General features: G+C 57.7%; 38 protein-coding genes and 1 pseudogene. 31 read left to right on the top strand and 8 right to left on the bottom strand.

Annotation, left to right across the window (positions count from 1 at the left end):
• The first annotated feature begins 6 nt into the window (after positions 1-6).
• Complete coding sequence (locus AB4O11_RS17690) at positions 7-504, top strand: hypothetical protein (protein WP_460127688.1); 498 nt, start codon at positions 7-9, stop codon at positions 502-504.
• Between the two features lie 78 nt (positions 505-582).
• Here the strand turns inward: AB4O11_RS17690 and AB4O11_RS17685 are convergent, their stop codons facing one another.
• The 3 genes from AB4O11_RS17685 to AB4O11_RS17675 form a co-directional block, all read right to left on the bottom strand.
• Complete coding sequence (locus AB4O11_RS17685; RefSeq protein WP_460127686.1) at positions 583-1377, bottom strand: DNA adenine methylase; 795 nt, start codon at positions 1375-1377, stop codon at positions 583-585.
• Between the two features lie 157 nt (positions 1378-1534).
• Entirely contained in the window at positions 1535-2557 is a 1023-nt protein-coding gene (locus tag AB4O11_RS17680; protein WP_460127684.1) for a phage portal protein, read from the bottom strand.
• Positions 2557-4314: a terminase ATPase subunit family protein gene (locus tag AB4O11_RS17675; RefSeq protein WP_460127682.1), complete on the bottom strand. Its 1758-nt coding sequence runs from the start codon at positions 4312-4314 to the stop codon at positions 2557-2559. Before AB4O11_RS17675 ends, AB4O11_RS17680 begins: the two co-directional genes overlap by 1 nt.
• A 155-nt stretch (positions 4315-4469) precedes the next feature.
• Between AB4O11_RS17675 and AB4O11_RS17670 the strand changes: the two genes are divergently transcribed.
• The 12 genes and pseudogenes from AB4O11_RS17670 (at position 4470) to AB4O11_RS17615 (ending at position 10736) form a co-directional block, all read left to right on the top strand.
• Positions 4470-5300: a GPO family capsid scaffolding protein gene (locus tag AB4O11_RS17670; protein ID WP_460127680.1), complete on the top strand. Its 831-nt coding sequence runs from the start codon at positions 4470-4472 to the stop codon at positions 5298-5300.
• Positions 5301-5343: 43 nt separating this feature from the next.
• Positions 5344-6351, top strand: a complete 1008-nt coding sequence (locus AB4O11_RS17665) for a phage major capsid protein, P2 family (RefSeq protein ID WP_086793274.1) — start codon at positions 5344-5346, stop codon at positions 6349-6351.
• Positions 6352-6362: 11 nt separating this feature from the next.
• On the top strand, positions 6363-7061 hold the full coding sequence (locus AB4O11_RS17660; protein ID WP_460127678.1) for a phage terminase small subunit: 699 nt from the start codon (positions 6363-6365) through the stop codon (positions 7059-7061).
• Positions 7062-7165: 104 nt separating this feature from the next.
• Complete coding sequence (locus AB4O11_RS17655; protein WP_460127675.1) at positions 7166-7636, top strand: head completion/stabilization protein; 471 nt, start codon at positions 7166-7168, stop codon at positions 7634-7636.
• A complete protein-coding gene (locus AB4O11_RS17650) occupies positions 7636-7848 on the top strand; it encodes a tail protein X (protein WP_460127673.1) in 213 nt (70 codons plus the stop codon). Before AB4O11_RS17655 ends, AB4O11_RS17650 begins: the two co-directional genes overlap by 1 nt.
• 45 nt (positions 7849-7893) lie before the next feature.
• A complete protein-coding gene (locus tag AB4O11_RS17645; protein WP_169843613.1) occupies positions 7894-8217 on the top strand; it encodes a phage holin, lambda family in 324 nt (107 codons plus the stop codon).
• Complete coding sequence (locus AB4O11_RS17640; protein ID WP_460127670.1) at positions 8214-9056, top strand: N-acetylmuramidase domain-containing protein; 843 nt, start codon at positions 8214-8216, stop codon at positions 9054-9056. The genes AB4O11_RS17645 and AB4O11_RS17640 overlap by 4 nt, the downstream gene beginning before the upstream one ends.
• Positions 9053-9259: a hypothetical protein gene (locus AB4O11_RS17635; RefSeq protein WP_095189068.1), complete on the top strand. Its 207-nt coding sequence runs from the start codon at positions 9053-9055 to the stop codon at positions 9257-9259. The genes AB4O11_RS17640 and AB4O11_RS17635 overlap by 4 nt, the downstream gene beginning before the upstream one ends.
• Positions 9256-9621 (top strand): annotated as a pseudogene (locus AB4O11_RS17630) (Rz-like lysis system protein LysB); the annotation flags it as partial. The gene AB4O11_RS17635 and the pseudogene AB4O11_RS17630, both read left to right, overlap by 4 nt.
• Complete coding sequence (gene lysC / locus AB4O11_RS17625; RefSeq protein ID WP_460127668.1) at positions 9542-9799, top strand: Rz1-like lysis system protein LysC; 258 nt, start codon at positions 9542-9544, stop codon at positions 9797-9799. The pseudogene AB4O11_RS17630 and the gene lysC, both read left to right, overlap by 80 nt.
• A complete protein-coding gene (locus AB4O11_RS17620) occupies positions 9796-10272 on the top strand; it encodes a phage tail protein (RefSeq protein ID WP_169843605.1) in 477 nt (158 codons plus the stop codon). The genes lysC and AB4O11_RS17620 overlap by 4 nt, the downstream gene beginning before the upstream one ends.
• Positions 10269-10736: a phage virion morphogenesis protein gene (locus tag AB4O11_RS17615; RefSeq protein ID WP_095124370.1), complete on the top strand. Its 468-nt coding sequence runs from the start codon at positions 10269-10271 to the stop codon at positions 10734-10736. Before AB4O11_RS17620 ends, AB4O11_RS17615 begins: the two co-directional genes overlap by 4 nt.
• Here AB4O11_RS17615 and AB4O11_RS17610 read toward each other — a convergent pair.
• Positions 10733-11950: a hypothetical protein gene (locus AB4O11_RS17610; RefSeq protein WP_460127665.1), complete on the bottom strand. Its 1218-nt coding sequence runs from the start codon at positions 11948-11950 to the stop codon at positions 10733-10735. The two genes, AB4O11_RS17615 and AB4O11_RS17610, sit on opposite strands and share 4 nt — an antisense overlap.
• 123 nt (positions 11951-12073) lie before the next feature.
• Between AB4O11_RS17610 and AB4O11_RS17605 the strand changes: the two genes are divergently transcribed.
• The 13 genes from AB4O11_RS17605 to AB4O11_RS17545 all read left to right on the top strand — a co-directional run bounded on the left by AB4O11_RS17605 (position 12074) and on the right by AB4O11_RS17545 (position 22725).
• Positions 12074-12646: a phage baseplate assembly protein V gene (locus AB4O11_RS17605; RefSeq protein WP_460127662.1), complete on the top strand. Its 573-nt coding sequence runs from the start codon at positions 12074-12076 to the stop codon at positions 12644-12646.
• Positions 12643-12987 (top strand): GPW/gp25 family protein, encoded by a 345-nt coding sequence (locus AB4O11_RS17600; protein WP_071171550.1) that lies wholly within the window; start codon positions 12643-12645, stop codon positions 12985-12987. The genes AB4O11_RS17605 and AB4O11_RS17600 overlap by 4 nt, the downstream gene beginning before the upstream one ends.
• Entirely contained in the window at positions 12984-13895 is a 912-nt protein-coding gene (locus tag AB4O11_RS17595) for a baseplate J/gp47 family protein (protein WP_460127660.1), read from the top strand. The genes AB4O11_RS17600 and AB4O11_RS17595 overlap by 4 nt, the downstream gene beginning before the upstream one ends.
• Positions 13895-14518 carry a phage tail protein I gene (locus AB4O11_RS17590; protein ID WP_460127658.1) on the top strand — a complete coding sequence of 208 codons (624 nt, stop codon included), beginning with the start codon at positions 13895-13897 and terminating at the stop codon, positions 14516-14518. Before AB4O11_RS17595 ends, AB4O11_RS17590 begins: the two co-directional genes overlap by 1 nt.
• Positions 14511-15530: a phage tail protein gene (locus AB4O11_RS17585; RefSeq protein ID WP_460127657.1), complete on the top strand. Its 1020-nt coding sequence runs from the start codon at positions 14511-14513 to the stop codon at positions 15528-15530. The genes AB4O11_RS17590 and AB4O11_RS17585 overlap by 8 nt, the downstream gene beginning before the upstream one ends.
• Before the next feature lie 9 nt (positions 15531-15539).
• A complete protein-coding gene (locus tag AB4O11_RS17580) occupies positions 15540-15980 on the top strand; it encodes a tail fiber assembly protein (RefSeq protein WP_460127654.1) in 441 nt (146 codons plus the stop codon).
• A gap of 90 nt (positions 15981-16070) precedes the next feature.
• Positions 16071-17240, top strand: coding sequence for a phage tail sheath protein (locus AB4O11_RS17575; RefSeq protein WP_460127652.1), 1170 nt, complete (start codon positions 16071-16073; stop codon positions 17238-17240).
• A gap of 46 nt (positions 17241-17286) precedes the next feature.
• Positions 17287-17802 carry a phage major tail tube protein gene (locus AB4O11_RS17570; protein WP_095124362.1) on the top strand — a complete coding sequence of 172 codons (516 nt, stop codon included), beginning with the start codon at positions 17287-17289 and terminating at the stop codon, positions 17800-17802.
• A gap of 33 nt (positions 17803-17835) precedes the next feature.
• A complete protein-coding gene (locus tag AB4O11_RS17565) occupies positions 17836-18168 on the top strand; it encodes a phage tail assembly protein (RefSeq protein WP_414916937.1) in 333 nt (110 codons plus the stop codon).
• 8 nt (positions 18169-18176) lie between these two features.
• On the top strand, positions 18177-18296 hold the full coding sequence (locus tag AB4O11_RS17560) for a GpE family phage tail protein (RefSeq protein ID WP_460127649.1): 120 nt from the start codon (positions 18177-18179) through the stop codon (positions 18294-18296).
• Positions 18286-21156 carry a phage tail tape measure protein gene (locus AB4O11_RS17555; RefSeq protein WP_460127647.1) on the top strand — a complete coding sequence of 957 codons (2871 nt, stop codon included), beginning with the start codon at positions 18286-18288 and terminating at the stop codon, positions 21154-21156. Before AB4O11_RS17560 ends, AB4O11_RS17555 begins: the two co-directional genes overlap by 11 nt.
• Positions 21074-21457: a phage tail protein gene (locus AB4O11_RS17550; protein ID WP_460131101.1), complete on the top strand. Its 384-nt coding sequence runs from the start codon at positions 21074-21076 to the stop codon at positions 21455-21457. Before AB4O11_RS17555 ends, AB4O11_RS17550 begins: the two co-directional genes overlap by 83 nt.
• The gene (locus AB4O11_RS17545; RefSeq protein WP_460127645.1) at positions 21454-22725 is read left to right on the top strand and encodes a phage late control D family protein; all 1272 of its coding nucleotides are present in this window, start codon (positions 21454-21456) and stop codon (positions 22723-22725) included. Before AB4O11_RS17550 ends, AB4O11_RS17545 begins: the two co-directional genes overlap by 4 nt.
• A 23-nt stretch (positions 22726-22748) precedes the next feature.
• Here the strand turns inward: AB4O11_RS17545 and AB4O11_RS17540 are convergent, their stop codons facing one another.
• The 4 genes from AB4O11_RS17540 to AB4O11_RS17525 form a co-directional block, all read right to left on the bottom strand.
• On the bottom strand, positions 22749-24140 hold the full coding sequence (locus AB4O11_RS17540) for a KAP family P-loop NTPase fold protein (protein WP_460127643.1): 1392 nt from the start codon (positions 24138-24140) through the stop codon (positions 22749-22751).
• A 50-nt stretch (positions 24141-24190) separates the two neighbouring features.
• Positions 24191-24385, bottom strand: a complete 195-nt coding sequence (locus AB4O11_RS17535; RefSeq protein WP_460127641.1) for a hypothetical protein — start codon at positions 24383-24385, stop codon at positions 24191-24193.
• A 130-nt stretch (positions 24386-24515) separates the two neighbouring features.
• The gene (locus AB4O11_RS17530) at positions 24516-24863 is read right to left on the bottom strand and encodes a DUF2511 domain-containing protein (protein WP_460127639.1); all 348 of its coding nucleotides are present in this window, start codon (positions 24861-24863) and stop codon (positions 24516-24518) included.
• Between the two features lie 9 nt (positions 24864-24872).
• On the bottom strand, positions 24873-25193 hold the full coding sequence (locus AB4O11_RS17525; protein ID WP_455805161.1) for a helix-turn-helix domain-containing protein: 321 nt from the start codon (positions 25191-25193) through the stop codon (positions 24873-24875).
• A gap of 85 nt (positions 25194-25278) precedes the next feature.
• Between AB4O11_RS17525 and AB4O11_RS17520 the strand changes: the two genes are divergently transcribed.
• The 5 genes from AB4O11_RS17520 to AB4O11_RS17500 all read left to right on the top strand — a co-directional run bounded on the left by AB4O11_RS17520 (position 25279) and on the right by AB4O11_RS17500 (position 26958).
• On the top strand, positions 25279-25491 hold the full coding sequence (locus AB4O11_RS17520; RefSeq protein ID WP_227972709.1) for a DNA-binding protein: 213 nt from the start codon (positions 25279-25281) through the stop codon (positions 25489-25491).
• A 29-nt stretch (positions 25492-25520) separates the two neighbouring features.
• On the top strand, positions 25521-25994 hold the full coding sequence (locus AB4O11_RS17515) for a YmfL family putative regulatory protein (RefSeq protein WP_150694801.1): 474 nt from the start codon (positions 25521-25523) through the stop codon (positions 25992-25994).
• The gene (locus AB4O11_RS17510) at positions 25991-26281 is read left to right on the top strand and encodes an Ogr/Delta-like zinc finger protein (protein WP_038979812.1); all 291 of its coding nucleotides are present in this window, start codon (positions 25991-25993) and stop codon (positions 26279-26281) included. Before AB4O11_RS17515 ends, AB4O11_RS17510 begins: the two co-directional genes overlap by 4 nt.
• Positions 26278-26649, top strand: a complete 372-nt coding sequence (locus AB4O11_RS17505) for a hypothetical protein (protein ID WP_460127636.1) — start codon at positions 26278-26280, stop codon at positions 26647-26649. The genes AB4O11_RS17510 and AB4O11_RS17505 overlap by 4 nt, the downstream gene beginning before the upstream one ends.
• 75 nt (positions 26650-26724) lie before the next feature.
• Positions 26725-26958, top strand: coding sequence for a hypothetical protein (locus AB4O11_RS17500; RefSeq protein ID WP_460127634.1), 234 nt, complete (start codon positions 26725-26727; stop codon positions 26956-26958).
• Positions 26959-26960: the final 2 nt, after the last annotated feature.

The following is a 26960-nucleotide window of genomic DNA, read 5'->3' as shown; positions in this document are numbered from 1 at the left end:
AACGCCATGCTTCAAATTAAAAACTGCTTTGACGGTTTTGATACAGACCTTGAACAAGCGTTCACAATGCAGGCGTACAAATTCCCTGACTACAAGGATGTACGAATTGATTTTGACAGCCTGAATTTTTTAATTGATTTAGGTGAAGTCAAACACCTTCTCGATCTAACTACTGAACAGGAACGATTTGAACAAGCTGTTGCCAGCATGGAGATGAGAAATAACTTTCACGCCGAACACCTCCAACCGGCGCTTGAAAAACATGATATTGACGGAAAAGTACTGACACGAGAAAACATCAAAACTCTAATCGGACCACGCCTTTTTTATACTGCAATAAACAATGCCAAACAGACCCACGAAATGGTTTGTGAAAACCTGAACTCAAATCATCAACTCCATCTAACCACTTGGAATATCGCAAAAAAAATATTCCCTGAACACGCTTTTTTATTACCATCACCAATTTCCCCACCAACAATCGACAGCAAACGAGAGGACTGAATACTTAGAATTTAAATATACCGTCAAAAAAAGCCGCCCTAGAGGCGGCTTTATCAAAGATATTATAATTGCATCAACTCAAAACAAACCGCCTAGGGCGGCAGGTTCCCAGTTCATAATCACGAGTTCCCCACTGACCTCCGCCTTGCCCTGACGCTGATTTGTGCTGCTGTACCTGATATCCACAGTCTCGAAATGGAAGCCTTCAAACACCCGCCGAATGTCCGGATGATCGTTGATGCTGACCATCACCTTCCCTTTGCAGCGCCGCATGAAGTCGGCCATGCGCTCATAATTTTCAAAGGGGAAGTCAACGCCGTAACCAGCAGTCTGCCAATAGGGCGGATCCATGTAGTGAAAGGTGTGCGGTCGATCGTAACGCTCCGCGCATTCAAGCCAGGACAGGTTTTCAACGTAGGTTCCAGACAGGCGCTGCCAGGCGGCTGACAGGTTCTCCTCGATCCGCAGCAGATTGATGGCAGGCCCAGTCGTGGCAGTCCCGAAGGTCTGCCCGCTGACTTTGCCGGCGAAGGCATGGTGCTGCAGGTAAAAGAATCTGGCTGCCCTCTGGATATCAGTGAGAGTTTCCGGCCGGGTCATCTTTTGCCATTCGAAGACTTGACGTGAACTAAGCGCCCACTTGAACTGCCGCACAAATTCCTCCAAGTGGTTCTGTACAACTCGATACAGCGTCACCAGGTCGCCGTTAATGTCGTTGAGAACCTCAACGGGCGCCGCCTGTGGTCGCATGAAGTAAAGCGCGGCACCACCAGCAAAAACCTCGACATAGCATTCGTGCGGTGGGAAAAGTGGAATGAGGCGATCAGCCAAGCGGCGCTTGCCACCCATCCATGGAATTATCGGTGTGCTCATAAGTGATCCTTGTTTCGAAAATTGGATTCGCTTAGGCTTCGCACCCCCTGCGCAGTGGGGCGAGGCCTTGGTTGGAGCACTCGGGTTGTTCGAGTGTTTCAGCGACGACCCGGTGTTGACGCACCGGGTCGTCGCCTCGTTTACTGCGCGGGGGCTTTTACGCCTCCCCGCCTACCTCGTAGGGTTTGAATCTCATAATCTCTTCACCCAGCCAATCGTTCAGCTGAGTCATTCGCGTCTGGATTGGCTCGAGCTCATTAGCCGCGTAGATCTGGGCTGCTTCCCGAATCGATCCGAATCCGCCCGCGTTCTGCGGAACAATGCCCATCAACTGCGGCGGTATCCGCAGGCTAGCCAACACGTCATCCCGCGTCTGATTCTTGATCGAGTTGAATTCATCCTTCGCCGCAACCTCGCTCACGGGGATCAGCTGAATCCCGTCCTTCTTGCCGGTCGGCGAGTAAACAAACAAATTCCGGAAATTGCCTGGCCCCTTCGATTCCTTGAGTGCTTTGCGCAACGCATCAATGTCCGCCTCGGTCTGCGCCGCGTCTGTCATGTACAAGATGAACCCGGCGTGGCTCCCGTTCTCGTAGTACTTGCGCCGGAACAACGTCGCCGACTCATTCAACAGCGCCGACTGCAACGCGCTGATCCACTCCGGCAGCCCATAAATCTCCTGATGCAGATCCGCCTCACGCAGATGAAAAATGCTGTCCGGCTCAAACGCATGCTCATCCTTCCACCCTCGCACCTGATAAAACTGCCCATCCGGCCCAGGGCGCATGTACTTAGCCAACGGCGTCTCCAGCTTGCGAACCCCGCCCAACCGCGAACGTCGCCCCTCCAGATAACCATTGCCCAGACACAGGAAGTCCAGGGCGAACTGCTCAAACGAAGCTCGCGACAGCAGCGGATGCGGGATAAACGTCTTGCTCAACAGGTTGCGTTTGAACATCAAACCCGAGTGCAGATGCACACTCGCCCCCACCGACCTGGCCAACCCATCCAGCGACAACAGCGGCTCATACCACCGCCCGTTGAACCAGCACTCCAGATAGTCGAACACCTCCCGGCCACCCAACACCGGCGCCGGCTCGCCGAAGGAAAATACCTGCGTTCCAGCGCCGACAGCGGGAGTGGTCGCGGGCAACGTCTGGTTGGCCAATTTTTCGGTCATCAGTAAATCTCCATGCGCCCGGTGTTGGCAGTGGTCTGCCCCTCAAGCGGTTCGTGGTGCAATGCGTGAAAGAGCGCCCAGGCCAGGTCGGCGTGGCCGGTGTTGTCGTTGCGGCCGGCGGTGTAGGTGTACTGGCGTCCGCCGGCGGTGACGGTTTTGCGTATCGCCATCAGCGACTGGGCCATGTCGGTCCAGCCGGCATCGAATTCGAGTCGGCCCTTGTGGATCACGTCGTAGGCCTTGAGTACCAGCCGGGTTTTGACTTCGGGCGAGTAGCTGAAGGTGGTCACAGCCGGGAAGAACTGGCGCACCAGCTGGGCCACGCCGCTGCCCAGACCGGTCACGTCGATGCCTATGTAGGTCACCCAGTAGCGGTCGCAGACGCTCTTGATGAAAGCCGCCTGTGCGGCGAAATCCATGCCCCGGAACTGGTGGCGTTCGAGGATGCGGAACTTGCCCCCCGGTACCAGTGGCGGCGCGACCACAACCATCCCGGAACAGTCGCCCGTCTCAGCCGGGTCGTAGCCAATCCATACCTGTCGATCTCCGAACGGGCGCATGGCAAAAGGTTTGTAGTCCTCGGCCCACTCGACCCAGCTGTCCACCATGCACGACTGCAACAAGGTCAGCGGGAAGATGCTCGCGCCGTCGTCGACGAACTCGCACATCAGCAGGTTGGCGAACGCCTCGGGACTGTATTCGCGGCGCAGCTCTTCGATGTCGAACAGATCGCACCCGCCCCGCTCCGCGTCCAGAATCGTGACGATCTGCCGCCACAACCGATCCTCACAGAACCGGCCCTGCTGGAGCGCGCCGTGGGACACATCAACCTTCGTATGCTGCGCGGCGGGCTTGCCCTTGTTGAAGCGCTCTCCCGTCCAGAAGGTGTAGGCCTCATGGGCCATGCTCGATGGCGTGGAAAAGTAGGTCTTGCGCCACTTTTTGTGCATCGCCATGCCCGAAGCGACCTTGTTCAGCTCTTCAAACTTGAACGTCCAGAAGAACTCGTCGAAGTAGAAATTGCCGTGATAGCCCCGGGCGGTACGCGCGTTGGTGCCGAGGAAAAACAGCTCGGCGCCGTTGGGCAGAACGATGGGATCGCCAGTCAGCTCGACGCCGATCACCTCACGGCAGAACGCCTGAATGTAGCCCCGGAACAGATAGGCTTGGTTCTTCGAGGCCGACAAGAAAATCTGGTTGCGCCCGGTGTCCAGCGCATCAATGAACGCCTCACGGGCGAAGTAGTAAGTCGCGCCAATCTGCCGGCTCTTGAGGATGACGCGGGTGCGCTGATTACCAGCGCGGTACCAGTCCTTCTGATAGTCGAAACAGCCATCGATGAAGGCCTCGCGCAGCAGCTCGATCTGGTCTTCATCAATCTCGTTTTTGACCGCCTTCTTCTTCGGCTCGGCGTTGCGCTTGGCCAGGTTCGGGTTGAGGTCGGTTTCGGTACCGCCCCCCTGAAAGCGCTGGATCCGCGCTTGGCGCTCCAACTGCCGGTGCAGCAGGTCGATCTCTTTGAAGTCGCCGCCGCTCTTGTTGTCCTTCAGGATCAGTTGCACCAACCGCGCTTCCAGTGCCCCACCGATACGCTCAACGTTATCGGCGCGGTCCCACTCGTCTCGGGCCTTCCAGCTGTGTAGCGTTTTTTCCTTTTCGCCCGTAGCCTCAGCAATCTCGCAGATGCGCCAACCCATCCAGTAGAGAAACTTGGATTGGCGGCGTGGGTCGATAGGCAACAGTTCGGTCGTAGTCATGGCCGCGATGCTGCCGCCCGCGCCCGCGACTCAATAGCGCTTCCCCTTGTAGTCCCCGCCCCTACAGTCCCGCCTCGTTGCCGCAACTCGCGCGCGTCACGACCATGCCCCTCATCGCATCGCTTTAAGCGCCCAACGCATTGAGGATTCCCGGCATGAAGAAATTTCGCAGCAACTGGTTCCGCGTCGCCGTCGAGGGCGCTACCTCAGACAAGCGCACCATCAAACGCAGCTGGCTGGAACAGGCTGCGAAGAACTTCAACCCGTCCACCTATGGCGCCCGCATTTGGCTGGAGCATTACCGCAGCGTGCTGCCCGACAGTCCGTTCAAGGCCTACGGCGACGTGCTGGCAGTGAAGACCGAAGAAGTGGACATGAACGGCCAAAAGAAACTGGCGCTGTTCGCCCAGGTTGAGCCGACGCCTGAACTGATCGCCATGAACAAGGCGAAGCAGAAGATTTACACCTCCATCGAAATTGACGACAGCTTCTCCGATACGGGTGAGGCGTACATCGTCGGCCTGGCGGTGACCGACTCGCCTGCCAGCCTGGGTACCGACGTCCTCGCGTTCTCTGCTCAAAAACCCGAAGCCAATCCGTTCAAGGATCGCCATTACTCCGCGACCTCGATGTTCACCGAGGCTGTCGAAACCGAACTGACATTCGAAGAGATCGAGGAAAAGCCGAGCATCGGCGCCCAGCTTTTCAGCAAGGTGCAAAACCTGCTCAAAGGCAAACAGACCAAGGACGACAGCGAGTTTTCCCAGATCAGTGATGCCGTCGAAGCCGTCGCCGAACACGTCAAGGACCTGCCGGACCAACTGAGCGCCGAGAAGAAATTCTCCGTAGGCCTGAGTACCCGACTGGATCAATTGAGCAAGGACTTCACCGAGTTGAAGACCAAGCTCTCCACCACCCAAGACCACAACCAAAAGACGCGCCCTCCGATTACCGGCGGCGATAACTCGGTCGTGACCGACTGCTGACAGTCAGCCCCACCAAAGCCCCGAAAAACGAAGGACGACCACCATGCGTAACGACACACGAGTTCTGTTCAACGCTTACCTGCAACAGCTTGCTCAGCTACACGGCGTGAGCGACGTCACCACCAAATTCACCGCAGCACCAAGCGTTGCCCAGACGCTGGAAACCCGCATTCAGGAATCCAGCTCGTTCCTCAGCTCGATCAACATCTATGGCGTATCTGAACAGTCCGGCGAGAAGATCGGCATCGGTATCGACGGCACCATTGCCAGCACCACCGACACCACTGTGAAGGATCGCGAACCCCGTGACCCGAGCAGTCTGGACAATCGCGGGTATACCTGCACGCAAACCAACTTCGACACCGGCCTGCGTTACCAGAAGCTGGATCAGTGGGCGAAGTTCAAAGACTTCCAGGCGCGTATCCGCGACGCGATCATCAAAGCCCAGGCACTCAACCGGATCATGATCGGCTGGAACGGCACCAGCCGTGCCGCCACTTCGAACCCGGCCACCAACCCGCTGTTGCAGGACGTCAACATCGGTTGGTTGCAAAAAATGCGCACCGAAAACGAAGCCCGCGTTATGGCCGAGGTAGCGGCTGGCAGCGGCAAGATCGAAATCGGAGCCGGTAAGGACTTCGAGAATATCGATGCGCTGGTTGTCAGCATGGTCAACGAGTTCATTGACCCGTGGTATCAGGAAGACACCGATCTGGTGGTCATCTGCGGGCGTCAGCTGTTGGCAGACAAGTACTTCCCGATCATCAACAAAACGCAGGCACCGACTGAAATGCTGGCCGCCGACATCGTGACCAGCCAGAAACGTCTGGGCAATCTGCCGGCCGTGCGCGTACCGCACTTCCCGCCTAACGGCCTGCTGGTCACTCGCCTCGATAACCTGTCGATCTACTGGCAGGAAGGTACCCGACGCCGCACCGTCGTCGACAACGCCAAACGCGACCGCATCGAGAACTTCGAATCGGTAAACGAAAGCTATGTGATCGAAGACCTTGGCTGTGCGGCCATGGCCGAAAACATCACCTTGGCTTGAGGGCGAAGACCATGACCAACCCTTGCCGTCGTCATTTTCAACGCGTCACTGCCGCCAAGGAGGCGGCAGCCGTTGAACCTACTCAAACCATGGCCGGCGCCACGGCCTACGAACATCAGCTCAACCAACTGCTGCAAGACCGCCTGCGCCTGAAACAGGTGCAATCGAACCAAGGCAAGGCCGAACTCAAACGTCAGCTCCTGCCTGAGTACATCCCATATGTGCAGGGCGTGCTGGACGCTGGCCAAGGTGCACAAGACGAAGTACTGACCACCATCATGGTCTGGCGCTTCGATGCCGGCGACTTCACCGGTGGCCTCGACATCGCCCAATACGTGCTGCAACACAAGATGGTCATGCCCGACCGCTTCGCCCGCACGCTTGGGTGCCTGGTCGCCGAAGAAGTCGCGACCGCCGCGTTCAAGGCGCAGAAGGTCGGAGAGCCGTTCGACTTGGCCATCCTGCACCGCACTGCTGAACTGACCGACACCGAAGACATGCCCGACCAGGCACGCGCCAAGCTGTTCCTCGCCATGGGCCGCGCCACGTTGGAAGGCCTCACCGACGATCAACCCGGCCAACCGGGACAAGTTCAGGCCGGCATCGATTTGTTGAAGAAAGCCATCGACCTGCACGACGCCTGCGGTGGCAAAAAGGATCTGGAGCGGGCTGAACGCCTGCTCAACAAACTCGCTGCCGCTGGCAGCTAACCGAGCGTCCCCACGCACCCCGCCGGCTCGGGGCGGATCGGCCAGGCCGCTCCTCCTGAACGTGAAGCCCCGACCACCGGCGACCTACAACAGAGCGCAGATTCATGAGCGGATTCGTAGCGGGCGGCAGTACTAGTCCGGCCTCCAGCGGCCACATCAACACCGACCCCTTCTGGCCATCGATCGACCTCGACGACGTGCGCGGTACCTTACGCATTGACTCCAGCGTCACGCCGATCCGTCTGGAAACCGCGACCATCGCCGCCGCCATCAGCGTGAACCGCGAGTTCGCCGCATGGCGCCGCGCCAAGCAGGCCGAAGGCTACGACACTCTTGCGGACGTACCGGCCGAGCAGATCGAGGACAAGTCTGAACTCGTCCACCTCTACCAACGAGCGATCTATGCCGCGACCGGCGCGGAGATCTGCGAGCGCTACCGCTCCTACGACAGCACCAACAGCGGCAACCAAAACGCCGAAGAGCTGACACCGAGCATCGACGAACTGCGCCGCGACCAGCGCTGGGCCGTACGCGACTTCCTCGGCCTCGGCCGTACCACTGTGGAGCTGATCTGATGGCCGTCAGCATCCCCGCCCAACAAAACGACACCGTCGATGCCCTGTGCTGGCGTCACTACGGCCGCACCGCCGGTGTCACCGAAGCAGTACTCGAAGCCAACCCCGGCCTTGCCGACCACGGCCCGACCTTGCCGCAAGGCCTCCTGGTGCAAATGCCAGAAGCCCAAGCCGCCGCCCCGCAACGGCAGATGGTGAACCTATGGGACTGAACCGCCCGCACCGCGCCCTTGAACCCAACCACTCTGGATCATGGAATGAAACGCATGCCTGACCGTCCCGACACCTGGGCCTGGCTCGCCGCCTGGCTCGAACAGAACTGGCCCGCCATTTACTCCGGCCTGCTGGCCGTTGTCATTGCGAGCCTTCGAGTGATCTACGGCGGCGGCACCGTGCGCCGCATGGTGATCGAGGCTCCCCTTTGCGGCGCACTCGCTTTGTCCGCCAGTCACGGGCTGTCACTGCTGGGGATTCCAGCCTCGACTGCGCCGTTCTTCGGAGGCGTCATCGGGCTGCTCGGCGTCGAGGGCACGCGCGCGGCCGCCAAGAAGATTTTCAACCGCAAGGTAGAACAGCTATGACGCCCCTTCGCCACGGTGACCGCTCGCAAGCGGTGCGCAATCTGCAAAAGAGCCTCAACCAACACGGCGCCAAACTGAACGTCGATGGTGATTACGGCGACGCCACGGAACACGCCGTGCGCGCCTATCAACTCAAGGTTGGTTTGGTGGCTGATGGCGTTGCCGGCAGCAAAACACTGAGCGCGCTCACCGGCACCGACTGCCAGCAACTGCTGAAGAACGCCGACCTGGTCAAAGCCGCCGAACGTCTCGGCGTGCCGCTGGCCAGCGTCTACGCGGTCAATGAAGTTGAGTCGAAAGGCGCCGGCTTCCTCGACAACGGCAAACCGGTGATCCTGTTCGAACGGCACATCATGTATCGCCAACTGGCGAAGGTTCGGCACGAAGGCGATGATCTCGCCGCACTCAAACACCACGCTGATCAGTTGGCCGCAACCAACCCGGCCATCGTCAATCCGAAATCCGGCGGCTATGCCGGAGGCAGCGCTGAACACCAGCGCCTGGCGACCGCTCGCCTGATCGACGACACCGCCGCACTGGAATCCGCGTCATGGGGTGCGTTCCAGATCATGGGATTTCACTGGCAGCGCCTGGGGTACAACAGCGTGCAGGAATTTGTCGCCGCCATGAGCGCGGGAGAATCGCAGCAGTTCGACGCGTTCGTCCGTTTCATCGAGACCGATCCGGTGCTGCACAAGGCGCTGAAGGGCCGCAAATGGGCCGAGTTCGCCAAGCTCTACAACGGGCCGGACTATCAGCGAAACCTTTACGACATCAAACTTCAGCGCGCCTACGAACGGCACGACGACTGCGGTTGCGGGCAGGCGGTGGCGGCATGATCGACTTCGACGCGGTGCAGCGGCTGAACGTACAGGACGGTGATCTGCTGGTAGTGCCAGAGAACAGCGATCAGCAGGACATGGTGCAGTTGCGCGACGCGCTCCGCATCCAGAACCCTCAGCGCAAAGTCATCATCATTCGGGGACCGATCCAGCACATGGACATCGGCGACATGAATCAGCTTGGCTGGTACCGGGCGTGAGCATCCTGCGGCAGGCCTTGCTCGGCGTTGCATTGCTTGCAACGCTGGGGCTGCTGATCTGGAGTCAGGAGCTGCGCATCAGCGGGGCGAACAAAGACACGCAACTGGCCGAGCAAGACGCCAGCCGCGCTCAAGAACAAGCCGAACACAACCTCGCCAACGCCAACGCTTTGCGCGACACCCTGAAACAGGAACGCAACGCCCAGACCACCCTGCGTGCGCAACAGGATCAACTGCGCCAAGGCCTGGCGAAGCGCGAACTCACCATCGAGGCTCTGAAACGTGAAAACGCCGATCTACGCAATTGGGCTGCCCAGCTTTTGCCTGATGCTGCTCGCCGGCTGCGCGAGCGCCCCGCCTTCACCGGCGCCGACGCTTATCGTCAGTGGCTGTCCGGCCGTGGTGCCGTGCACGCTTCCGGCGACCAAGCCGCGCAGTAACGGTGATCAGCTCACCGACCAAGATCGCGTTGAGGCCGCGTGGGCAGACTGTGCGAGCCAGGTAGACATGGTTTACCAACACCAGCAGGCCCGACCATGAACAAGCCCGACAGCCTAAAAGCGCACCTGCTCGCCACCGTGGCCGAACTCAAGCACAACCCCGACCGACTGTTGATCTTCATCGACAACGGCAAGATCCGCTGCACCGCCGCGCAGACGCTGTCGTTCGAGTACAGCTTCGACCTGCAGGTCATCCTTACCGACTTCGCCGGCCATCCCGACAGCGTAATGCTGCCGCTGCTTGGTTGGTTGAGCGTTCACCAGTCCGAGCTGCTGGAGAATCTGAGCAAGGCCGCTGACGGCATCCAATTCGAGGCTGACATTCTCGACAACAGCAAAGTGGATATGAGCCTGACGCTGCCGCTGACGGAGCGTGTGGTTGTGGGCAAGGATGACCAAGGCAACACCACCATTCGACATCCCGGCGAGCCGCAACGGGCCGCGGATTTTCTTGATCCGAACTGGATACCTGGCGCGCAGGGTACTGGTAGTGAGTGGGTGCTGCCGAAATGACCACCCGATTGGAAACGCTGGAGGATTGGGCCGCCGGCCTACTGGGTCAACTGGAACCGGCATCGCGCAACAAATTGGCCCGCAGCATCGGCCAGGCCCTGCGTCGCAGCCAACAACTGCGAATCATCGCCCAGCGCAACCCGGACGGGAGCAAGTACGCGCCACGAAAGCAACGTAATCTGCGGGGCAAGCAAGGACGAGTGAAGCGAAAGGTGCAGATGTTTCAGAAGCTGCGCACGGCGAGCTTTTTGAAGGTCCAAGGCGATGGGAACACTATCAGCGTAGGATTCACGGGCAGAATCGCAAGAATCGCTAGGGTTCACCAATATGGATTGAAAGATCGAGCCGAACGGGGAGCGCCAGACGTAAGATATGAACAGCGGCAACTCCTAGGATTTACCGAAGCGGATCTTGATCTGATCCGCGACGGACTATTGGCACATCTGATTCATCATGAAGGTTAGAATTTTGTACCTGGAGGATGCAGCCGAAGTCGAGGAAACATACCTGTTTCTAGCCCATGACTGAAAACCTTGTTGAACGCCTCATAAAAATGCTCATCACCTTCGATAAAGCGAGTGTACTGGTGCAGTTCCGTGTATGACAAAGGGATACAGGCTACCCCTGTCGCCTTGTAAAGCTCCAACATGGGAGGAGTATACTCATCATAATCATCATCAAAAAGTTCTCTCACTACCACCAGCGCATATATTCGCTTACCCGTCAAATCCAACTCAATTTCATTTCCATCTATCAAAAACACAAACGGAACGGTCCTCTTCAAATAACCAATAGCCCCTCTTACTTGACCAAGCCCACCCTTCAGAGACTTATTGGTTGCATTTCGCTTCTTCTCAATGGTTTTATTTAACGTACTTTCAAGATTCTGATTATCTTTAGCCTGTATAAGAATCACGCTACGAGCAGTCACCACCAAGACATCGACCACTTCTTCTTTATCATTCACTCTCAGAGGGGCAAGATAGATTTCTTTAGATTTAAATGTACGCTGAAGCAAAGCGACAATTTCTTTTTCTTGAAACGGTCCCGGTTCACTACGCTCTAAAGGAGCCGAACTAAATCCCGCACTGCCATGATAGTCATGAGCATCAGGGCGCATATCGAAGTATATGATGTCATCAGGCATAAGGGATTCTGTAAATGTCACCTTGATGGCTGAGGCATCATCTGCTGGGCTGCTTAATCGAAACCACTCAGCCATACGATCAAGTATCAAGCTTTGATTCAAACCCTCAATAGAAGGAACAACAGCCCCTCTTAACATATCTTTGTGTCGCTTAGTTGAATGGAATGCGGTTCTATACGCCAGCATTTCCCTTCCAAGCTCATCGAAGAAATGAACATCAACTATTGGCGCTTGGAACAACAAAGAAAAATCCTTAGCCATCAGTTCCTTTATAAGCGCGCCACCTGACGTATAGGGGTGACGTTGATCATCAAAAAAAGCCGCTAGGAAGGCGAGCGATCGAACGCCTGGAATCTCGTATGGTATGAGATAGATAAGAAAGCCCTGTCTTACCTTTGCCGTTAAGATTGCTTCCTTAGAGGTTTTCACAATCAATTTCGGGATAGAGTCTCCCTTGATAGTTATTGGGAGCAAGCCGATAGATAATTCATGAACTTTACGCATCACGCTTGGATGCAGGATGGAAAGCATCAAATCACTCCTTGATACAACGATGTGTTCCATCACCTTAGCTTAGAAACGGGAACCTGTAGGTCGAGTCCTTACAGGGCTATATTGCTGAATTCATACGCGCGTGACGCCAACATCGGCGCCATGAACGACTTAGCCACCCTCGCCCGCCTGATCGAAAACCTCATCCGCCTCGGCACCATCGCTGCCGTCCAGATGAAGCCTCCCCGCGTGCAGGTCAAAACCGGATCACTCACCACCGGCTGGCTCCCATGGATCGCCGCGCGCGCGGGCGCCGACCGCGAATGGAACCCACCCACCGAAGGCGAGCAGGTCATCCTTTTCAGCCCATCCGGCCAACTCGGCAACGGCATCGTCCTGACCGGCCTGTTCAGCGACCACAACCCAGCCAACGGCGACCGCGAAGGCCTGCACCGCTGCACCTACCGTGACGGCACCGTCATCGAGTACGACAGCGTCGCTCACCACCTCAACGCCACACTGGCCGAAGGCGGCACCACCAACCTGATCAGCACCGGCGGCATCCACATCGTTGGCCCGATCACCCACGAAGGCGACTACACCCAAACCGGCAACCAGAACGTCACTGGTTTGGTCACCGTGTCCGATGATGTCATCGCGGCCGGCATCAGTCTGGTGAAGCACTTGCACGGCGGTGTCATGCCTGGCGGCGCGAAGACGGGGAAACCGGAATGAACCGAGAAACCGGCGCAGCCCTCGGCCTGGTCGAACACATCGCCCAGTCCATCACCGACATCCTCACCACCAGAATCGGCACCCGCGTCATGCGCCGCGAATACGGCAGCCTGCTCCCCGAGCTGGTCGATCAGCCGTTTAACGACTTCACCCGCTTGCAGGTCTACGCCGCCACCGTCATGGCGTTGATGCGCTGGGAAACACGCATCAGCCTTAGCCGTATCCAGTTCATCGGCGCAAACCTTCAGGGCCAAGCGGCGCTGGAGTTCGAAGGCACCATCGTCGACAACAATCAGCCGCTAAGCCTGAGCGTGCCTCTGCAACTGGGAGGCAGCGTATGAATACTTTCGTCGCCATCGACCTCGGCCAATTACCGGCGCCGCAGATCGTCGAACAGATCGATTACGAGCAGATCCTCGCCGAGCGCAAGGCCTACGCCGTGAGCCTTTGGCCGATCGAAGAACAACCCGAGATTGCCGCCCGGCTCAACATGGAGTCGGAGCCGCTGACCAAATTACTCGAGGAAAACGCCTACCGCGAAACCGTCTGGCGTCAGCGGGTCAACGAAGCTTCGGTTGCTAACATGCTGGCCCTGGCCAAAGGCACCGACCTCGAACAGCTCGCCGCCAACTTCAACGTGAAGCGCCTGGTCATTCAGGCTGCAAACCCAACAGCTGTGCCGCCCCTCCCCAAGCTAATGGAAAGCGACGACAGCCTTCGCGAGCGTGCGCAAATGGCATGGGAAGGCCTCAGCACCGCCGGCCCGCGCAACAGCTACATCTTCCATGCCCGGTCCGCTGACGGTCAGGTCGCCGACGCTACCGCCGAAAGCCCGGCCCCGGCCGAAGCCGTGGTCACCGTGCAATCCGTGCTGGGCGATGGCACCGCGTCGCCGGCACTGCTCGACAAGGTCAAGACGTACCTCAGCGACGACGACCGCCGCCCCGTCGCGGATCGCCTGACCGTCCAGGGTGCGGAGATCATCAATTACCAGATCAAAGCCAAGATTTACCCGCTGAGCAATGGCCCGGAAACCGAACTGGTCCTCGCAGCAGCCGAAGCCCAGTTGCTCCAGTTCGTGCATCAGCGCCGACGCCTCGCACTGGAGGTTTCCGAATCCATCGTGCACGCCGCGCTGCACGTCGAGGGCGTGCGCAAAGTCGTGCTGGAAGACTGGGAAGACATCGTCGCCACCAAGTACCAGGCGCCGTATTGCACGAGCGTGGAACTGACATTGGGGGTGGAGTAATGACCTATCAGTCACTGTTACCCGGCAACTCGACGCTACTGGAACGCCAAGCCGCGCAGGCCTTGGCAGAAATCCAGCGTGTGCCGATTCCGTTGCGCACGCTCTACAACCCTGACCAGTGCCCCCTGCCCTTACTGCCGTATCTGGCCTGGGCGTTTTCGGTCGATCACTGGGACAGCAAATGGTCAGAAGCCGCCAAGCGTGCCGCCTGCCGCGCCGCCTACTACGTCCATTCGCACAAGGGCACCATCGGCGCCCTGCGTCGTGTGGTCGAACCTCTGGGCTATCTGATCGAGGTCGCAGAATGGTGGCAGACCGTTCCACCTGGCACCCCCGGCACGTTCGCGTTGCGCATCGGCGTCCTCGACTCCGGCATCACCGAAGCGATGTACCAGGAACTTGTCTGGCTGATCGACGACGCCAAACCGCTTACCCGACATCTCACCGGCCTCGACATCGTCCTTGAAACCAAACTCGACGCCTTCGTTGGCTTCGCCGTTTACGACGGCGATGAAATCGACGTGTACCCCTGGAACACCCCGGATATCGACGTATCCGTCCAGGCTTACAGCGGCGTGAGTCTTTACACCCTCGACGAACTGGATGTGTACCCCCATGGTTGATCAGAACTCTATTTTCGGCGGCATGTTGACGACGCTGGGCGCCGCGAAGAAAACCAATTGCGACGCCCTCGGGATTCCGTGGGAGCCGCGTTACATGCTGATCGGCGATGCCAACGGCACCGACCCGGTACCCAGCCCGACGCAGACCAAGCTCATCAATCAGCGGTATCGCGCCCAACTCAATCAACTGCGCGTCTCCTCGACTGACGACAACGTCCTTATCGCAGAACTCGTCCTACCGCCCGACGTCGGTGGCTGGTGGATCCGCGAACTCGCACTTGAAGACAAGGATGGGATTTTTTCGGCCGTAGCCAATGTGGCACCCAGCTACAAACCGTTGCTCGGCCAAGGTTCTGGCCGCAATCAGGTGGTGCGGATGCACATCATCATCAGCGGCACCACAAATATTCAGTTGAAGATTGATCCGTCGGTGGTGCTCGCGACCCGGCAATACGTTGACGAATCGATCAAAAACACACTGCCGGAAGACAAGATCGCCGGCACCTTTGCACGGGTTAATGTCGACAAGCGTGGGATTGTTCTGTCAGGTGACAATCCCGATACGCTCGCAGAATTTGGCATCACTGACGTCTACACAATTACGCAAGTGGATGAATTACTCCCCCAGCAAGCGACCGAGACAAGGCAAGGGACGGCCAAACTGGCAACGCAAGGTCTGACTGACGCGGGCACCGATGACAAAACCATCGTGACCCCGAAGAAGCTGCGTTGGGGGTTTGCCAGTTTCTTTGCGAACAACGGCTATATCGTTCTCCCATCATGGTTGGGCGGGCTGATCCTCCAATGGGTTGGAACGACAAACCTTGGCTCACAGGGCGCAATCTCAACGTTTCCGCTGGCGTTCCCGACCGCGTGTTACGGCGTATGGCTGACTGGGGCGAACGGTTCGTCACCTGGCAGCATCTCGCTGGGCGCAAAAACACTCACGGGATTTGCAGCCTATTCCTCGATCCTGCCTTTCAGTTTCGGCGCGATTGCCCTTGGACGTTAAGGAGCCTCCATGAAAAGTTTTTACAGCCAGTCAACGGGATGCACCTACCTAGAGGGTTTGCATACAAACATGCCCGAGGATGCAGTACCGATTCCGGAGCAGAGAATGCTCTCCGTCATCGGCAACCCCGAACCGGGCAAGGTCCGCGTACACGATGAGTCGGGGTTACCCATCATGATTGATCCGTCTGCCGACTTGCTCGCCGACATCGAGCGCAATTGGCGTGATAGAGAGGTAGAGCGGATCTTGTGGCTTCGAGAGCGGCATCGCGATGAACAGGATCTGAGCCGACCGATGACGCTTACCTCGGATCAATTCAGCGAGTTGCTGAGCTACATCCAGACATTGCGTGATTGGCCGGCTCACCTGGACTTCCCGAATCAACAGGCTCGTCCGGTGGCACCGTCCTGGATCGCCGGACAAATTCAAGGGGCTGGCGCAAGTCTGTAAACCTCCTAGGTACAACCTCGTCCGCTCGCCCATCCGGCGCGCGCGCGGCAGCCTGTGCACTGTCATCCCATTTACTGCGCAGGCAAATCCATGGCCGATTATCTTCACGGCGTGCGGGTGCTCGAACTCAACGACGGCACCCGCCCCATTCGCACCATCCCCACCGCCGTCATCGGCATGGTCTGCACGGCCGACGATGCCGACGCTACCGTTTTCCCGCTCGATACCCCGGTACTAATTACCAACGTGCAAACCGCCGTCGGTAAAGCCGGCACCACCGGCACCCTCGCCGCCAGCCTGCAAGCCATCGCCGACCAGACCAAGCCCTACACCATCGTCGTGCGCGTCAAAGCAGGCGCCACCGAGGCGGAAACGGCCAGCGCGCTGATCGGCACCACCACCGCCGATGGCAAATACACCGGCATGAAAGCGTTGCTCGCCGCAAAGGCCAAAGTCGGCATGGTGCCGCGCATCCTCGGCGTGCCAGGTCTCGACAGCCAACCAGTAGCCACGGCGCTGGCAAGCATTGCCCAGCAGTTGCGCGCCTTCTCCTACGTCAGTGCCTGGGACTGCAAAACCAAGGAAGAAGCCGTCGCTTATCGCGAGAACTTCGGCGGCCGTGAAGTCATGGTGATCTGGCCGGATTTCCAGAACTGGGACACCGTCACCAGCGCCACGGTGAAAGCCTCGGCCGTTGCCCGTGCACTCGGCCTGCGCGCCAAGATCGATCAGGAAGTGGGCTGGCATAAAACCCTGTCCAACGTCGCGGTCAACGGTGTTACCGGGATCAGCGCCGACGTGTTCTGGGATCTGCAAAACCCGGCCACCGATGCCAATTACCTCAACGGCAACGAAGTCACCACCCTGATCAATGAGGGCGGCTTCCGCTTCTGGGGTAGCCGCACGTGCAGCGACGATCCGCTGTTTGCTTTCGAGAACTACACCCGCACCGCGCAGATCCTCGCCGACACCATGGCCGAAGCGCAGATGTGGGCCGTGGATAAGCCCATGCACCCGTCCCTGGTGCGCGACATGATCGAGAGCATCAAAGCCAAGTTCCGCGAAATGGTCGGCAGCGGCTACCTGATCGGCGGCGACTGCTGGTACCCGGAAGACATCAACGACAAGGACACGCTCAAGGCCGGCAAGCTCTACCTCGATTATGACTACACCCCCGTGCCGCCGCTGGAAGACCTGACCCTTCGCCAGCGCATCACCGACCGCTACCTGATCCAGTTCGCCAGCAAAGTGAACGCCTGAATCGGCGCTCCCCTGCGGGGGAGCCCGTACCCCGGAGACCAACGCCATGGCCATGCCTCGCAAACTCAAAAACATGAACCTGTTCAACGACGGCAACACCTACCAGGGCGTTGCCAAAAGCGTCACCCCACCGCCGCTCGGTCGCAAGATGGAGAGCTATCGCGGCGGCGGTATGAACGGGCCGGTCAAGGCCGATCTCGGTTTCTCCGATGACGGCATCCAGTTCGAATGGAAGACCGGCGGGCTGGATCTGATCGCGCTCAAGCAGTTCGGCAGCGTCAACGCGTCCGGTGTGCAACTGCGCTTCGCCGGCTCGTTCCAGCAAGACGACACCGGCGAAATCAGCGCCGTGGAAATTATCGTGCGGGGCCGTCACGAAACGATCGAGATGGGCGACGCGGCGCCAGGTGAAGACACCGAACACAGCATCACCACCACCTGCAGCTACTACAAGTTGATCGTCGACAACGAAGACATCATCGAAATCGACTTGCTCAACTTCATCGAGAAGGTCAACGGCGTGGACATGCTGGAGAAACAGCGTTCCGCCATCGGCCTTTGAACCACTCCCTAAATCCCTTACCTGGAGCACCACATGAACACCGAAGAAACCAATACCGAAGCCCTGCCGGCAGTCGATGACAATACCGTCATCCTCGATACCGCGATCCTGCGCGGCAAGAATCAAATCGACAGCCTCACCCTGCGCAAGCCGTGTTCCGGTGAGCTGCGCGGTGTGCACCTGGTGGATCTGCTGAACCTCGATGTCGCCGCCCTGCTCAAGGTACTGCCGCGCATCACCTCGCCGAGCATCACCGCCACCGAAGCCGCCGGCATGGACCCGGCCGACCTGCTCGCCTGCGGCAACAAGGTCGCGCATTTTTTGTTGCAGAAGTCGGTGAGGACGGACGCCTCCCTCGTTGCGTAGAGGACGCCATGGCCGATCTGGCCGTGGTTTTTCACTGGGCACCGGCTGATATGGATCAGCTCGGCCTGCAAGAACTGATGGACTGGCGCGAGCGCGCCGGGGTGCGGAGTTCCACCGATGGCGAATGATCTAAAACTTCAGGTACTGCTCAACGCGATTGACCGGGCGAGCGGCCCCCTGAAGGCCATCGACAAGGGCAGCATCGGCGCTGCCCGCGCACTCAAGGACGCGCGCGACCGTCTCAAGGAACTCAACGCTCAGCAGAAAGACGTCAGCGCCTGGCGCACCCAACGCGCCGCCGCTGAACAGACCGAAACCGCCCTCACCTCGGCCCGCGACAAAGTGCGCGCGCTCAGCCAGCAGTTTGCCGCCACGGGCGTTCCGACCAAGGCCTTGGCCAAGGATTTTCGCACCGCCGTGCGTGAGGCTCAGCGGCTCAAGGAACAGCACCAGCAGCAGTCCGAACAGTTGCAGACCCTGCGTTCGAAGCTGTACAGCGCAGGGATCAGCACCAAAGACCTCGGCACCCACGAACGCCAGCTGCGCGAGCAGATCGGCGCCACCAACACCACGATCAGCGAACAAGGGAAACGGCTGGTCGCGTTGAATGCCCAGCAAAAACGCATGGCCGCCGAGCGCGCCAAACTGGCGAAGACCCAAGGCCTCGCCAGCGACATGGCGGTCAACGGTGCCGCAGGGTTGGGTGTTGGCTACGCGGCCAGCCGCCCGATAGCCAAAGCCGTGGGTGCATTTGCACCGAACGAAGACTCAGCCACACAGCTGAAAGTGTCGATGATGGACAACACCGGCAAAGTCGCCGAGGACTTCCAGAAGATCACCGACCTCGCCACCAAACTCGGCGACCGCTTACCAGGCACCACCGCCGACTTTCAAGAAATGATGACCATGCTGCGGCGCCAAGGCCTCAGCGCGCAAAGCATCCTCGGCGGTACCGGCGAAGCGGCCGCCTACCTGGGCGTACAGTTGAAAATGCCGGTGGCCGAAGCCGCCGAGTTTGCCGCTAAGATGCAGGACGCCACGCGCACCACCGAGAAGGACATGATGGCGCTGATGGACACCATTCAGCGCGGGTTCTACTCCGGTGTCGATTCAACCAACATGCTGCAGGGCTTCAGCAAGATCGCCCCGGTGATGGACACCATCAAGAAATCCGGGATCGAGGCCGCGAATGAACTGGCCCCGCTGCTGATCATGATGGATCAGGCCGGTATGGAAGGCGGCGCCGCTGGTAACGCATTCCGCAAAATCTTTCAGGCCGGTCTCGACAAGGATAATGTCGGCAAAGCCAACAACATTGCCAAGGCGACTGGGAAGGACGTGTCTTTCAAGTTTACCGACGATAAAGGCAACTTCGCCGGCATTGAAAATCTCTACGCTCAGGTTGAAAAGCTGAAGGCGTTCAACGATGAAGACCGTGGGGCCATTATCAAAAAGCTGTTCGGGGACGACGCTGAGACGCTGACGACCCTTAACACAATGATGAACAAGGGGTTGACCGGGTACCACGAAGTTCAGCAAAAACTCCAGAGCCAAGCCGATCTGCGTACGCGGGTCAATGAACAGCTCAGTACATTGACCAACGTTATGGAAGCCGCCGAAGGCAGCTTCACAAACGCCATGGCCGAGTTCGGCGCCGCCGTCGCGCCGGAATTGAAAGAGCTGATCAACACCCTCGGTGAAGTCGCCAATAAAGTCGGCGCTTGGGCGCGGGAAAACCCAAAGCTCGCCGGTGGTCTGGTCAAAGTCGTGGCGCTGGTCGCGGGTCTGTCGTTCGTGTTCGGCGGCTTGGCCATCGGCATGGCCAGTCTGCTCGGCCCGTTTGCCGTGATCCGTTACGGCATGGCGATGTTCGGTATGCAGGGTGGTGGCACGTTGCGAGTCATGCAAAAGCTCGCCCCCACCATTACCGGTCTGGCCCGCAATGCCCTCCCCATGCTGGGCCAAGGCCTTCGCACGCTGGCCAGCACACTCAGCGGCGCACTGGTAACCGCCCTACGAACCGTCAGCATTGCCCTGTGGGGCCTCGCCACCAATCCGGTCGCCTTGGCCATCGCGGCCGTCGTCGCAGTTCTAGCGGGTGCGGCCTATCTGATCTACACCAACTGGGACGCGGTGAAGCTCTACTTCGGTAACGCCTGGACTGAGATCAAAGCCGGCTTCAGCGGCGGCATTGGCGGCATCCTCACCACGCTCGCCAACTTCAGCCCCATCGGCCTGATCTACCAAGCCTTTGCCGGCGTGCTGAGTTACCTGGGCGTAGATCTGCCGAGCCGCTTTACTGAGTTCGGCAACATGCTGGTCAACGGCTTGGTCAACGGATTGCTCGCAGGGTTGGGCCAGATCAAAAACGCCGTCAGCTCAGTGGCTGATTCGGCCATCAACATGTTCAAGGAAAAGCTCGGCATCCACAGCCCGTCCCGCGTGTTCACCGCGCTCGGCGGCTTTACCATGGCCGGGCTGACCCAAGGTTTGCAAGGTGGCCAGGATGGCCCGCTGGGCGCCATCACCGACATGGGCAAACAAGTCGTGTCGGCCGGGCAACGTGCGCTCGGCGCCGTGGCTGGCCCGCTCGGCGCCATCGGGCTGCCGCAGTTACCAACTGGCGCCGCCGTGTCCTCTTCAGTGTCGATCGACAATCGCGCGCCCATCAGCCCGGCGCCGGCCGCAGCCTACGACAGCCACGACACCTATGAAATCAACATCCACACCACGCCTGGCATGGACGAACGCGCCATCGCCCGCGCAGTGCGCGCCGAGCTGGCCCGCGTCTCCAGCGAAAAGAGCGCCCGCCAGCGCAGCAAACTGTCCGACCTCGGAGTAACCCGCCATGATGCTTGCCCTGGGCATGTTCGTTTTCAGCCTCTCCACCGCCGCCTACCAGGAACTGCAACGCCAGACCGAATGGCGCCACGCCAGCAGCAACCGCGTCGGAGCCGCGCCGGCCCGTCAGTTCGTCGGCCGTGGTGATGACTCCATCACCCTGCCCGGCATCATCCTGCCGGAACTTGCCGGCAGCGCCCTCAGCCTCGACGCCTTGCGCCTGATGGCCAACACCGGCAAGGCATGGCCCATGGTCGAAGGCAGCGGGAGAATATACGGGTTATGGATCATCGAAAGCCTGAGCGAAACCAAGACGATTTTCTTCCGCGACGGCACGCCGCGCCGCATCGAATTCACCCTCAGCCTCAAGCGCATCGATGATGACCGCATCGATCTGATCGGTGCCGGTACCAGCGCCGGCGTCAGCATCATGAGGGCGCTACTGTGATCGATGCCGCCCTCTCCCGCGTCACCGGCTTTCTGGACAAGACTATCGAACGTTACAAGCGCGAGGCCGCCTACCCGGTGCCAGCGTTCCGCATCAGTGTGGACGGCAATGACATCGCCCAACTGATCAGCCCGCGCCTGATGAGCCTCGACCTGACCGACAATCGCGGCATCGAGGCCGATCAACTGAGCATCACCCTAAGCGACCACGACGGGCTGCTCGCCATCCCACCCAAGGGCGCGGTGGTTCGGTTGTGGCTCGGCTGGAGTGATACCGGACTGGTCGACAAAGGCACCTACACCGTCGATGAAACCGAACACTCCGGCTCCCCCGACGTGCTGAGCATCCGCGCCCGATCCGCAGATCTGCGCAAAGGCCTGAAAACCAAACGCGAACGCAGCTGGAGCAACACCACGCTCGGAGACGTGTTGGGCGATATCGCCTTGGGCAACGGTCTGACCGCAACCATCGCCGGCGCTCTCGACGGCTTACCCATCCTGCAACTTGACCAGGCCAACGAATCCGACGCCAACCTGATCAGCCGCGTCGGTGAAGAGTTCGACGCCGTGGTCACCGTTAAAGCCGGTTGCCTGCTGTGCCTGCCCGCCGGCGGTGGAAAGACCGCCAGCGGCGCCGAGCTGCCCCACATCACGCTTACCCGCGCCGACGGCGACCAGCACCGCTACCTGCAAGCAGACCGAGATAGCTACGACGGCGTGCGCGCTTACTTCTACGATGTGAACAGCGCCAAGAAACAAGAAGCCATTGCCGGCGGCGGCGAGAACCTCAAAGATCTACGCCACACCTACAGCGACCGACAATCTGCCTTGCGCGCCGCGCGGGCCGAGTTCAACCGCCTGCAACGCGGCAGCGCCACGTTGAGCTACACCTTGGCGATGGGTCGCCCCGACCTGATTCCCGAACTGACCTACACGCTCGAAGGTGTGAAGCCGGAGATCGATGAAATCATTTGGTACGGCGGGAACGTGCAGCACACGCTCAGTGCGGACAACGGATACACCGTCAGCCTGGAGCTGGAGAGCAAGCTGCCGGAGGACACGGTTGAGGACTTGGCCGAAGAAAATAAGGGAGACTTCACTGGGATCATCGCATACTACCGCGACAAAAAAACAGGAAGGGAAAAGACTGTAACAGCGGGGAATCAGAGTAAGCCGCATCGATTGCGGTGGTTGTATGCAAGTGAAAAAACAGCCAAACGCGCCGTACAAAGAGAAAACGCGCGTCTAGCTGCTCAAAAAAATAAATAATTATTAACGTAACTATTGCGTACTCAGGACAATCTGTGGGCGAGTTCTACAATCTTACGATACCCCCTCAAAATCACTCTCTCCTCCTCATGACCCTGTGCTAAAACGCTCTCTCTCCAACCCTTCGCATTATTATACATATCGCGGTATTCGTCATGGCTAGCATGTATAAAGCGAGTATAAAAAACAGCTAGATCACCGACACTCTCGTGACCACTCGAAAATGTAAACGTTACTGGTGTCGCATGCTTATCCTCATAATCCTTTATGGCTTTCGCTGCGAGATCCGGATAGGCTAGAGACTGATACAAAGATTCATCTGTAGACTTTGAAAATATTAAGTATGCCGCCCAAAAATAATGAAACACGTGACCAGGTAAAAAGCTAGCCATACTATTTACTTGATGAGCAAACCTGAGCATCTCTCGCAGTTCGACGTTAAAATATTTCGTCAGACCAACCAATATAAGAGCATGAACAGGGTAGTTTTTTTCTTCCGTATAAACGGTATCACCTTTGGGTTCTATGGAACCGCTCGCACTATGGATGGAGCGAGACCAGCCTCCCACCTTCAACCCAATATTAATTAATGGATAATTGAAGCCAATCTGTTTTGCGATTTCAAAGGTATTGCTATTATCCAACCGAAATTCAGCATCAAAAAACCGACTCAAATATCGCTCAGAAAAAAACTTTTCCCCATAGACTGCACGAATAGAATGTGCAAGCTGCGTAGAATCGGACGCGACGATAAAGATGCAATCTTCCAATTCGAAGAAATGTTTGACTCGCTCCAACAACTCAATAGCATACGTTGGCCGACACCTATCAAGCTCATCAATGAATATGAATGCAGGCTTTTCTAGCTTATATTTCTTAGATGCATCCGTCAGCCTTTTTGAAACTGCCACCTTAAATTCATCAACATGAATTGCTGTTTTGGACTGCTCCTCTATCAAAGATTCAACCACGTCCTTAGTCGCATCAGCAGCATCATCTTTTGCATCTTCACCAAACAACTCGTCAAAATCAGCCCCGGTGAATTTTCTCACCAATCCTTTTGCTATTAAAGGCGCTGCTTTCTTTATCAGATCCGTTGAACCCTTAATAACTTTTCGCCCAGCATCTTCAACAGTGGAAGCCTTCCCGGTAGTCTGCTGTTCAATACACGTCACCAAAGCGACTAATGGCTCGGTAGAATAGTCTGTTTCCCATGCATTAAAGAAAACACATACATGCTTTTTACTTAACTCATCCTTCCAGCGCTTTAAAAAGAAAGATTTTCCAGCACCCCAAGGAGAATTAACATTTAAAACTTTTATTGTTGGATTCGCAAGAATGTATGACGTTAGAAACTTAGCGCTTTCTTCTCGCCCCATCAAATCATCATTCCACGCACTTTTTTCTTCAAGCATATAGAACTCCTTATTCCTTCGCTCAAAACACGCCATCAACTGTGGACAACTTAACTATCAGCACCGTCAAAAGCCTGAGATTTAGTTACCATAACCTCAGCGAATCTCAGAATATCTTTTTGATTTTGAATACTGAGCAATCTGAAAACACCAATCATCTTAGCTTCAAGATCAGTTAAAGCTCCTGAATCTTTTAGCTCCATGAAATCATCGAGGCAGATAAGACCATCACCTTTCACAAACATGCATCACTCCATTTCACACGTTCAGGTACCCGGCACCTGCATCGGTGCCGACCAAAGCACCCGGGGAGTGAGCGATTCTCAGCATGTTTCGGTGTGTCACCAGCCTACGAAAAGAAATCTTGTAAACAGTTTAAGACGCCGGGCACAGATCTATAGCCCGTTGCGAGATGCTGACGTAATCCATTTTCACAGACGGAACCCAGCGACTCGGTTTGGCAAGATCCCTGGCATCAGACCAACCACGTTCACTGGCGACTTTGAGCGCGCTGGCATTGAGCGCATAGAGAGTACCGTCAGATGTCTTCATCAATGCCTTGGGTGGGTTTAGCTCACACGAAAGCTCTGCGCTCTCAACAGTGAAAGGCCAGTCATCACCAAAGTCCTTGCTACTGACCATTTCTGTTCTGCTACCTGCACCGCAGCCGATCAAAGTCACAAACGTGCATATTCCGATTAGTGCCAACATCCCTTTAAGCATTTATTGCTCCTATTTTTTATTACTGAACGCGAGCATCAATCGCTTCACGGCCTCTTTGTCTTCGCTCAGAAGACCGCGAACGTTCATCACCATTTCCAACTCATCAATCGCGATGAGCTGATCCGAGACCGGGACTCGCCGGCCTGTCACAACGTAAAGCACATCGACACCAAGCTCTTCGACAGCAGCTAAGTACTTCGCATCCGGCGTACCGGTGCCTTTCTCATAATTTATTTGGGTGGTTTTACCGACACCGCCAGCAGCACCTAAATCAGTCTGGCTGAGGCCTAGACGCGACCTTTCTTCCTTCAGCCGTTCACCGATGGTCATATTTTTTGAACCTCAAGCGTTGACAGGTTCAATTTACTGAACCAATATCATCAAACCATTACGCGAAATCACACGAATTTGAACTATGCACGCCACCTACGCACCCGAGCAAGCCTGCCAGGCCGCTAGAACGCGGCTGGAACGCAAAGGCATGTCCGTAAAGGACTTTGCCCTTCAGAACGATCTGCACCCCTCAACCGTTTACGCGGTGTTGAACGGCCAGAAGAAGTGCCTGCGGGGCGAAGCCCACCGCGCCGCAGTACTCCTCGGTATCAAAGACCGCGTGATTGAAAACTAAGCCTGTTGGCTCAGGGAGGAAACCAGAAGATGAAACGCCCAGTTCTAGCCAACAGGAAAGACGTAGTCAGCGCAGTGATCGGTGCTTACCAGGGAGGCCGCATTTACGCCGCTGCCGACTTGGGAATGCCACTCAAAAAGTTCGACAACCAGGCCTATGAAAACGCAGGTAGCCGACCGCTGAGTGATGACCACATTCATCGCCTCGAACAGGTAGCAGGAACAACCTTCCTGCCGGACTACATCGCAGCCAAATACGGCGGCATGTTTGTCCCGCTGACCGCGTCGGCGGATCTGGACAACGTCGAGTTGTACAACCGGTCAGTCAAAGCCGCCGCCAAGCGCGGGATGGTTGATCAGATCATTGCCAAAGCACTCGACGACGGCGTCATTGAGTCCTGCGAAGCCCAAGCAATCATCAACGCTCTGGTGCACTACATGTCCGCCCGCTACGCCGAAGTGCTGGCCACCATTCAACTGCACGGTCGGGGGATCGCTGGGTGAGTACATACAAACTGGTTTGCCCGCACTGTCTCGGCCGCATGCGTATCCGCACCAGCGAAGGCACACACATTTTCCTGCGCGTGGCCTACCTGCAATGCACCAACGAGGCTTGCGGCTGGTCGGTACGTGCCGAGTTCGAAATGACTCACGAAATGAGTCCCAGCGGCATGGCCAACCCATCAGTGCGCTTGCCCATCGCCGACATCGCCCTGCGCCGCGCCGCGATGAAAACCGCCAACGATCAACCAGACCTGCTCGACCAAATGGAAATGGAGTGTGCGCAATGAACCACGATCAGTTGACCCACGACTACCGCAGCAGCATGCAATGTGCCGCGTTCGCTTACCTGCAACGGCACGAAGCGCAGTACCTGGTGGACTCGGACCTACTCTATGAAAACTGCGTTCGCCACTTGGCCACGTCGCTGGAGGTGCCTGTCTTCATGGCGGAGCGACTGGTGCACAACGCTTGGACTGAATTGCAGGTGATCAATCAGCGCAAGTGGATAGGCGTGGACTGGGGCAACAGTCCCAGCTGCACGGTCGTGCACCTGATCGACACCCGTGCCGATCTGCGCTACCCGGTACCGGCGAGACTGCTGCCGCAGACCCTGCTCGCCCAGCGCGATTCCGCGCACAAGCACCACCCTCTGTAACCCCTTTTTAAACACCCCGCCCTGCCCCGCTCCCCGTGGGTTTGGGTGAGCTTTGCCTGAAATCCGAGGTGGATCATGGAAATCGACATCGCCATCACCGCAAAACTGCCCCGCGCACAGGCCGAAGCCTTGCTCCGGGCACTGCGCGCCCAGTACTCGATGCAGTTCAACGAGTACTGGTATGACGATCGCTTTCGCATGATCCCCGAGGGTTTAAGGCACGGCTCGCTGCTCTCGGCCTTCCCGGTGATGGCCGCGCAAAAACGCCTGATTGGCGCCCTTAAACACAGTCTCGGCGAAGTGAAGTAAGC

It is taken from the genome of Pseudomonas sp. H1_D05, from assembly GCF_054682705.1.
The sequence above is the reverse complement of the archived record's forward strand: the minus strand, read 5'-3'. Positions and strand labels throughout refer to the sequence as shown.